This is a genomic window from Salinivibrio sp. PR932 (assembly GCF_001996125.1).
Lineage (GTDB): Bacteria > Pseudomonadota > Gammaproteobacteria > Enterobacterales > Vibrionaceae > Salinivibrio > Salinivibrio proteolyticus.
The window spans coordinates 1-9,952 of sequence record NZ_MUFM01000057.1 but is presented as its reverse complement, the minus strand read 5'-3'; the positions used below and the strand labels follow the sequence as shown (position 1 = coordinate 9,952).

Below are 9,952 nucleotides of genomic sequence, written 5' to 3'. Positions count from 1 at the left end.
GTTGAGTTTTTGTTTGACGTTTCGTAGTTTGATTTTTCCTTTTACATGGAAGTGAATAATAAGGAAATTAAATGCAAAACAACAAAATGAAGCGAGGGCTCCTCGCGGGACTCGTGTTATCAGCCATTTCAGGCTGTAACATACAAGAGCAAGACAAGCCTGTCGTCACCATTGAGCCTCAAACACTTGAGGCAACAGAAATGAAGCAGGGGGTGGGATTGCCACTGCAAATTCTCCCTCAAAACACCACGGTAGAGGCTATAAAATTCTTCGAGAAGAATTCCGAAGTGATGAAGAATTCTCGCGACCAATATCTTTTCTCACACGGTCTCGTGAATGCCGATCTTTCTGATAACACGGTGCTCTATGTGCCAACAAATACCGCTCAGAACCGAACAATCTCGTATGAGCTGACGACGGCAGATCAAATAATACGTGGCTCACTCACCATTCGCGGCGACTTAAAGTCCGACCCATTATTTTCCGAACAGTGGCACCTTAAGAACACCGGTCAGACCGGTTATGCCATGCAAGCGCAAACGTATCAAGCTTGGATAGATTTACGTACGGCGCAAGGGATGAGTGAAGAGGAAGTACGTCGCCGTTATCAGTACGATCCTAGCATTCTTGTCTCAGGTGAAGACATGAACGTGTTAGCGGCATATCAACAAAACATTACTGGGCAACAGGTAACGACTGTTGTAGTGGATTCGGGAATGGCGATTGCCCATGAGGATCTGGTTGATAATGTATTGCCGAATCGTTCGATTAACTTTGTGGATGGCACGAATGATCCAACAGCGACCGGTACCGGTGGCGACCATGGCACATCCGTCGCCGGTTTAATTGCGGCAAAAGGCTGGAACGGCTTGGGTGGACGTGGGGTCGCGCCTGACGCCAATCTGATTGGTATGAATTATCTTGAGGAACAGTCCAGCGCAAGCCAAGCGGCAAGCTACGGCATGACAGGTTCGGGAATTAGCGAAAACGAAAACATCGCGGCGTTCAACCGCAGTTACGGTATTTCAGCGCCAGCGTTTATTCCGACAGAGACGATGGATGAAACCATGTACCGCTATCCCACACAATACCTTCGCCAAGGTTTGGGGGCGCTGAATATTAAATCGGCGGGGAATGCCTTTGAATCGACGCAAAGCTGGGCTGAAGGCAATCAACTTTGCGATGATGCTCAAAACGGTATTGTTTCTGGACGATCACGCGTTCTTAGCTGCTATGACAGCAACTGGGATCCCGCTAATGCAAGCTTTTACACAGTGACGGTGGGTGCGACGACCACCGCAGGTAAAAAATCGAGCTATTCGACGGCAGGTTCCAGTCTTTGGGTTGCCGCGCCAGGCGGTGAATACGGTACGACAGAGCCCGCTATGGTGACAACCGATCAAATGTCATGTCAGCGAGGTTATGCTAGTCAAGCGGCGGTCGATGAGTTTGAACAATCGAACGGGGCCTTTTTAGCAGCGCTTGGCGTCGAGGATTTTCATGCCCGAGTTTGGCCATTTAATACACCGGGGACCGACCTTAACCGTGACGTGAATCCATCATGCAATTACACCAACACCTTCAATGGCACCTCATCCGCTGCGCCAAATGTGACTGGTGTGGTTGCGTTGTTAGTACAGGCCAATCCGCAGCTTACGTGGCGACAAATCCGTTATATTCTCGCGGCAACCGCTGACAAGATTGATGCTGACGATCAGCCTATCTCACTGTTGGTAGGGGGAGAAGACAGTCAGCGTACCGTCCCCGTTCATTTGGGATGGGTCGATAACGCAGCAGGGTTCTCGTTTAATAATAAGTACGGTTTTGGGCGTGTAAATGCCGGAAAAGCGATTGAGATGGCGACCCAGAACCCGATCAAATTACCGCCATTAGTAGAAAGTGAGTGGATTGATGTGTCCCCATCTGTGCCGCTCAGCATCCCTGATGCGGATGCAAAAGGGACCAGCTTGCGCTTTACGCTTGATGAAAGCCGTCTTGAAAAAAACCTTACCATTGAAGGGCTGCAATTTGGCTTTAATATTGAAAATGCGGATTTAACGGCCGTTAGCAACGGCGACCTGACAGGAAGCACAGCCGCGTCAGATATCGCGATTAAAGTGACGTCTCCGTCGGGTACTGAGGCAATCCTAGCTACGTCGCGTACGTCTCTAGGTGCCTATCAAGGGCTAGGTAACAGTGACCATCCAGGATATGCGTATCATATCAGTGGACCAATGTTGGCCAATGCTTTTTTAGGTGAAGCCGTATATGGCCAATGGACGGTTGATATTGTCGATACAAATCGCGCCGATTTTGGTGATATATACAATAATCGCGTACCCAGCCAATTGACTGCAGCGCAAATTCGCGTCTATGGCCACTGATCCCATTGAAAGCAACAAGATTGATAGAAAGGAGTTCATCATGAAAACAGCCGTAATGATTGTTATCACTGCAATGGGAATCAGTAGTGCTGCAAACGCAAGTGACATGGGTAGCATTCAGCAACCAGCACAATCTTCGATTGTGCAACCTATCGAGCGTAAAGCGACCACCGCGGAGCAAGCCATTGCCGAGAAACTAGGAGAGAATGCCACCTTATCCGATTTACCTGAACTGCAAAGTTACAAAGGGGTAAACCTAAATAATCAACCGCTGCAAGCGGGGAGTACGGTTTATAACGAAGTCACCCGCAGTGTGGGGAAAGTGACAGGCAATATCACCGTTTTGCTGAGCCATGGTTCCATTTATGACTTGGCAGAAGCTCTCAAGCTCAACGTCACCTACTTTGACGAGCGCGCGAAATTAGGGCAGCTCAGTGCTGCGGGCCAGCATGATATCCTCGCCACCTTGGATAAAGTGCGCCGTTCTCCACAAGTTGCTTCGGCGCGCCTTGATATTGCAGAGAGCTGCAACCGTCCTCAGTAATCGGAGTCAATACATGGAGAAGAGCGACGCTTGTTCTTCAATGTTTGCAAAAAACCGCCCTAGTGGCGGTTTTTTGCTGTTAGCGATTGGGCACAATTGTGTTATTTGGGAGTAAAGCCCCGCCGCTAGATACATCAGCTATGACTTGAGTGGATGTTAATGGAGTATGCTTGGCGTATTTCTTGCATTATTTTTGATAATGCATGGAAAGGCAAATGTTTGCCGTCAGATTGGCACCAAGACCCAAAGAGTATCCATTATGTTTAATAAGCAACTTTTAGCAATTCTGATCCCGTTAACCCTTACCGGTTGTGGTGGTGGTAGCGACGACGGTGGCGGCCCGCCTCCACCAGATCCTAAGTATACCTTTGAATTTGCGGCTATTTATGCAAAATCGTCTCCTGATAGTAATTGTGCTGTCTACGGTGAAAAACAAGATGGAAAACAAATTCTCGCAACGAAAGATCGGGTAATAAGTGGCATTAACACGACTGGAACGATTCTCATTCATGATGATCGAGGTAATGTGGTAAATACTTATGATGTCGAAGCGAACAAGCTAACGATCAATCAATCATTGGTTCCAGCAAGGGGTTACGTAACCTTTGTGCTTGCCAAGGGAGCTGAGATTACAGCTGTTTCCTATCAAAAAAGCGCATTAAGTCAGACTTTACTGTTTGGTTACCCTGTCGACAGCGTCAGCAATGATGATCGATGCATAACATCAGGCGCAACCGAGCCAAATGAACGTGAGTATACAAACGTCAGGGTTGATGTTTCGAATGGCTCGAACGCGTACAGCGTTGGTATCACAACACAAGATAAGAAAACGCTGTCGTCAAACTTTGGCGCTAAAACAATTAGTCGATCATTTAGTAGCGCATTAGGCGCAGGATATGCAGAAAAAGCTGCTGGTGATCCTTCTAATTCTGATATCACTGACATCGCAGAGCCTCGTGAAATCACAGATTATAAATTTTTTAATTTGGCTAATGATGCCACAGTGGAGCTTGATAAATTAATCGAGTTCAATAACTGGATAGCCCCAGTGAGTACCAGCGAGTACGACTTAACCGCCGCTGCCCTCTATGTTGGCTATCAGCAAACGCCCTATATTTGGCAAAACTTGCCTCACAGCGCGAGCGACACCATCACCTACCGCTATGATCCAGACAATAGTAATCTAGATTACTTTTTAACCGCAGAAGGAAGCGTGGACGCTTCAGGTGATCAGTGGCAACTATCGACCGCGCAACAATTGTCTGGGACACAACTAGGCAATGGATTAGATAGTACGAGTCTGGTTGGTAATATCACTGTTCCATCACAGACAACTGTGAATATCGATGGAAGCGGCAACTTAACCGCCTACGGTCAAGTACCGGGCGGCCAAGCGGGTATCCAACGGATTGCCTACCAAGCCGTAAATGGCTCAACAACAGTCACACACGTTATTTACGCTGAGGCGACTAATCAGCAAGTTGTACCAGAACTGCCTGGCAACATGATTGCAGGTACGCTCAATCATTATGATATCAGTGTGATGTATACAGAAAGCGATCAAGCCTTAGCTGCGTTGATGGCAGAACATACCAATCCAAGCATTACTGACAGTAGTGACCTCAGTGTGGATCAACTGCCGGTGCTCCTCACCACCTACGAGCGAGAGCAACTGGCACGACAGAAAAAAATCATCGATCACTATCAAATATCGGCGAGTAATCCTTAGGACCTAGAGCCTTTCCTGTCAGATAAGCGCGTTAGGTAATTCCTAGGGCCTAGGCTCCTAGGTCCTAGGATCTAGGCTCCTAGGATCTAGGACTTAGGACCTTTATCTACCGGAGCTAGCACGATATGCTTTTTCCGTATTCTATCATCTAGGACTTAGGACCTTTATCTACCGGAGCTGACACGGTATGCTTTTTCCGTATTCCGTATTCCGTATTCCGTATTCCGTATTCCGTATTCCGTATTCCGTATTCCGTATTCCGTAATCTTTCCCCTAGAGCCCCCACGTGATACCATTTTTTCGGGAATGACTTAAGGAAAATCCAATGAAAATTGCCGTTGCAGGAACAGGTTACGTTGGGTTGTCGAATGCCATGCTACTGGCCCAACACAACCAAGTGGTTGCCCTTGATATCGTAGAAGACAAGGTCAACCTGCTGAATAACAAGCAGTCACCGATTGTAGATGCGGAGATTGAGCGTTTTCTCAAGGACAAATCGCTCGATTTTATAGCGACGTTAGATAAAAAGCAGGCCTATCAAGACGCTGACTTTGTTGTGATCGCAACTCCCACTGATTATGACCCCGACACCAACTACTTTAACACCAGCTCAGTTGAGGCGGTTATTCAGGATGTGATGGCGGTTAATCCGAATGCGGTGATGGTGATCAAATCCACTGTTCCGGTCGGCTACACAGCAAGTGTTAAAGCAAAATTTGATTGCGATAATATCCTGTTCTCGCCGGAGTTCTTACGTGAAGGCAAGGCGCTCTACGACAATCTTTATCCTTCACGTATCATTGTCGGTGAAGACTCAGATCGTGCGCGCACCTTTGCCAGCCTGCTACAGCAAGGGGCAATCAAAACAGATATCCCGGTGCTATTTACGCACTCCACCGAGGCAGAAGCGGTCAAACTTTTTTCCAATACCTACCTAGCGATGCGCGTTGCGTATTTTAATGAGTTAGATAGTTATGCCGAGTCTCATGGTTTAGATGCAAAGCAAATCATTGAAGGTGTTGGGCTCGACCCACGTATTGGCGATCACTACAACAACCCCTCGTTTGGTTACGGCGGTTACTGCCTGCCAAAAGACACCCGACAACTGCTGGCTAACTATCAAGATGTGCCTAACAACATTATTCAAGCGATTGTCGATGCCAACACCACCCGCAAAGACTTTATTGCTAATGCGATTATTAAGCGCGAGCCCAAAGTGGTGGGCGTATACCGCTTAGTAATGAAAGCAGGGTCAGATAACTTCCGTGCCTCGGCGATCCAAGGAATCATGAAGCGCATTAAAGCGAAAGGGATTGACGTTATCGTTTATGAACCGGTACTTGAAGAGCAAAGCTTCTTTAACTCCGAAGTGGTGACTGATCTGGACAGCTTTAAACAGCGCGCGGATGTGATTGTTGCCAACCGGATGGTCGACGAAATTCGAGACGTAGAAAGCAAAGTCTACACTCGTGATCTGTTTGGCGCGGATTGAGGGAAAAACGCAAAGCAGTTCCTAGGACCTAAGATCCTAGGCCCTAGGAACTTTATCTACCAGAGCTAGCACGATATGCTCTTTCCGTATTCCGTATTCCGTATTCCGTATTCCGTATTCCGTATTCCGTATTCCGTATTCCATAATCTTTCCCTAGGACCTAGGACCTAGGACCTAGGACCCTATGACCCTATGACCCTATGACCCTATGACCCTATGACCCTAGGACCCTAGGATCTTCCTCTCTTTCCGTCTTCTCCCTCGCAAAACTCCCTCAACACCATACAATTTAACCATCGACCTTACGTATCCTCACCATAGGTTCATAATCCGTGGATGATGCTATGTTATTTATCACCAGCCGTATTCCTGAACAGGGTCCGACAAGTGAGGCCGGCCGTTGGTTGAGTTTTGATCATCAAAACACCGATATATCGAAATGGGTGTATTTTTGCCAGCGCGCGGGACAGAGTGAATATCAAGAGCTGACCGCAGCGCCGTTTATGGCGAGATTAAAAGCCTTACCCACCCAAACCCAGATCCTCTTTTTACTTCATGGCTATAACAATCACATGGAGCGCCATGTTTTTCCCATGGCCCACATGCTTCAGGATCAGTTTGACAGAATTGCGCCGAACGCCATTATGGTCGTGCCAATAATCTGGCCTTGTGATGACGATGGTCGCCTCGGCATGATTGATGATTACTGGGACGATCAACTGGCGGCCAAGGCATCTGGTCTGGCTTTTAGTCGTTTACTGGCGATGTTTGATGAATGGCGTCGCGCCCCAGAACAACAAGCGAGCCCCTGCAAGCGACGTATGAATATACTGGCGCATTCTATGGGAAACCGAACCTTAATCAGTACCTTTCAGCATTGGCATCAACACGCGGGGCTGGATACCATGCCACAATGGTTCCGACATATTTTTATGGTGGCGGCGGATGTTGATAATCAAGCCCTAGAGCCTCACCAATCGGGCAGAGCGGTGCTGGATGCGGCTAAACAAGTCCACATTTACTATGCTGCAGACGATTTGGCCATGGCGGCTTCCAAAGTGGTCAATATACGCCATCGCACCATCACTCGGCGTCTAGGGATGACAGGGCCAGAAAACCTTGATGTGTTGCCCGCTCACAAGGTGACGGTGACCGACTGCGATGCCTTTAACGACCAATTCGACCCAAGTTGGGGACACACTTACTTTCTTACCGACGACAATGGCCACCCAAGCCCACTGATAAAACAGATGATGAATAAAATGATAAAAGACTAGAGGCTAGAAGCGAAGCGTCTAGTCTCTTTCCGTATTCCGTATTCCGTATTCCGTATTCCGTATTCCAATTCCCGAATACCGATGACTGAATACAGAGTACAGAAAGAGCAAGAACCCTGATGCGAGCACAAGGCTGCTCTTTCCCGTATTCCATAATCTTTTCCCAAGGACGTCACTATGCCCAATACTTCCATCGATAACGATATCCTCACTGTCACCCACCATGGTGGCTATCGTGCGGTGACGGGCTCATGCCATCAGCTAGATATTAAACCGAGTGGTTTACGCTTGTTGATTGATTGCGGCCAATACCAAGGTGACGAAGCGCGAGAGGCGAGGGTGAACCTCAACGGCAAGGGCATCGATGCGCTTATTCTTACCCATGCGCATATTGACCACTGCGGTTTGTTGCCTTGGTTGCTGGCGTCGGGTTTTTCTGGGCCCATTTACTGCACAGAAGCGACGGCGGCACTGGTGCCACTGTTGATTGATGATACATTAAAACTGCAATTAAACATGCGCTTTGGCGATCGTCAGCGAATACTAGAACGCATTAACCAGTTGATGGTGCACCTTCCTTACAATACTTGGCACCGGCTAAAACCAAAGCAAAAAGGGCAGTCAGCGACGTATTTGCGCCTTCAACCTGCCGGGCACATTTTGGGTTCAGCGTATGTGGAGTTAAAACTGCCTGATGAGCGGCGCGTGGTGTTCTCAGGAGATTTAGGCCCAAGCAATACGCCACTATTACCCGATCCTAAACCGCCTGCGCGCGCAGACATTCTCTATCTCGAATCCACTTATGGAGATAAAACACATCAATCCGTCGCGACGCGTGCCCAGCGGCTCGAAGCGATTATTCAGCATTCATTGCAAGATGGAGGCGCGATACTGATTCCTGCGTTCAGTGTCGGCCGTACCCAAGAGCTGCTTTTTGATATTGAACAGCTGATTTATCAAAAGCAGCTAGATAATGCGCTTCCTATCATTCTCGACTCACCCATGGCCCAACAAGTGACGCGCCAATACCGCCACTTCAAAAAGCTATGGAGCAAAGAAGCCAACGCTAAACTGAATCAACACCGCCATCCGTTAGCGTTTGACCAATGCATTACCATTGATGTACACAGCCAACACCAAGCGCTGGTGAATCGTCTCAAACAGACCGGAGAACCCGCCATTGTGGTGGCTGCTTCCGGCATGTGCCAAGGCGGGCGGATCATGAACTATTTGCATGCGTTACTTCCTGACCCACGCACGGACGTTATCCTGGCCGGCTACCAAGCCCAACACACCCTAGGGCGTGAGCTTCAACAAGGAAAAAAGCAAGTTTGGATAGATAACGCGGCCATAAGCGTTCAAGCCCAAATCCATACCTTATCGGGCTACTCAGCCCATGCTGACCAAACCGACTTAGTCAGCTTTGTGCACGGCATTCAACCTCCCCCCGAGCAAATCCACCTGATTCACGGCGAGCCGAACTGCCAGCAGATACTGCGCGCCAAGTTAAAGCTATAAAGCGGTTCCTCGTCCACGAAGATCTTAGTATCACGTGTTATTTTTCTACCAAAAGGATTAAAAGAAGGAGGAAACGCCAGTATTTTTATATNATTCAATTATATATGAAAATTAAGCTCGTTTGCTTAGCCTAAAGAATTGGCGTTTTGTTGGTATGTTATATACTGTCTAATAATATAAAAGCTATTCAAACACGTATCATGATGAGCTAAGACACTGATTATGCTATCCTCCCCGTTTTTCACAGCAGCTATGTAGGGACGCGTTTAGCTGACGAGCTATATGAGATTAAACAAATGTGCCTGAATAAAGAATCTGGTCAGTCTGTACAGGTTTTTGTTGTTAGTTTGCGGGAATCAACTGAGCGTAGAACGCGAATAAAAAACCAACTAAATCAAAGAGGTATTGAATTCCAATTTTTCGATGCAATTGATTCTCACTCGCATGTGGATGCATTGAGAAAATTTGAAAATGCACAAAAAACGAGAAAAATCAAAGGTTATCGACTGAAACCTGCAGAGTTAGCTTGTTTTGCCAGTCATCGCCAACTGTGGGAAAAATGCATTGAGAAGAATAAGCCCATCGTTATTATCGAAGATAACGTGGATCTACATGATTTTCATCCTAAAGACCTTTTTAATATCAGCGAACAGACACGTGATTTTTCTTATATAAAACTCTCTGCAACACGAAAAAGAGTCTTCCTTAAAATAAAAAAACTATGTAACAAGTATTATTTAGGGCAATATGTGAGTAATACTTGCGGTACGACGGCTTATATTATTAGTCCCATCGCAGCGAAAGCTTTTTTCGATAGTTCACAGAAATTTATTGAGCCGGTAGATGACTATATGGAAAAAAGTTGGAAGCATGGCGTGAAAGCCTACAGCATATCACCTAGTCTATTTTCTCGTGCAAAAATCAGATCAACGATCGGTTCTGGTTCGAGAAGAAAGGTAAAAGAAAATATTCGTATAATGAGCCGATTTTATATTGAAATCTATAGGG

General features: G+C 47.1%; 7 protein-coding genes. All 7 read left to right on the top strand.

The window, feature by feature from the left end; all coding sequences use genetic code 11:
• The first annotated feature begins 71 nt into the window (after positions 1–71).
• Positions 72–2,384: a S8 family serine peptidase gene (locus BZG84_RS15865; protein ID WP_077678478.1), complete on the top strand. Its 2,313-nt coding sequence runs from the start codon at positions 72–74 to the stop codon at positions 2,382–2,384.
• Positions 2,385–2,424: 40 nt separating this feature from the next.
• Positions 2,425–2,928, top strand: a complete 504-nt coding sequence (locus tag BZG84_RS15860) for a hypothetical protein (protein WP_077678477.1) — start codon at positions 2,425–2,427, stop codon at positions 2,926–2,928.
• 259 nt (positions 2,929–3,187) lie between these two features.
• Positions 3,188–4,657 carry a hypothetical protein gene (locus BZG84_RS15855; protein ID WP_077678476.1) on the top strand — a complete coding sequence of 490 codons (1,470 nt, stop codon included), beginning with the start codon at positions 3,188–3,190 and terminating at the stop codon, positions 4,655–4,657.
• 325 nt (positions 4,658–4,982) lie between these two features.
• Positions 4,983–6,149 (top strand): nucleotide sugar dehydrogenase, encoded by a 1,167-nt coding sequence (locus BZG84_RS15850; protein ID WP_077678475.1) that lies wholly within the window; start codon positions 4,983–4,985, stop codon positions 6,147–6,149.
• Positions 6,150–6,493: 344 nt separating this feature from the next.
• The gene (locus BZG84_RS15845) at positions 6,494–7,426 is read left to right on the top strand and encodes an alpha/beta hydrolase (RefSeq protein ID WP_077678474.1); all 933 of its coding nucleotides are present in this window, start codon (positions 6,494–6,496) and stop codon (positions 7,424–7,426) included.
• 177 nt (positions 7,427–7,603) lie between these two features.
• Positions 7,604–8,944: an MBL fold metallo-hydrolase RNA specificity domain-containing protein gene (locus BZG84_RS15840; RefSeq protein WP_077678473.1), complete on the top strand. Its 1,341-nt coding sequence runs from the start codon at positions 7,604–7,606 to the stop codon at positions 8,942–8,944.
• Between the two features lie 296 nt (positions 8,945–9,240).
• Positions 9,241–9,952 (top strand): glycosyltransferase family 25 protein (locus BZG84_RS15835; protein ID WP_077678472.1); only part of this gene is annotated, 712 nt, incomplete at its 3' end.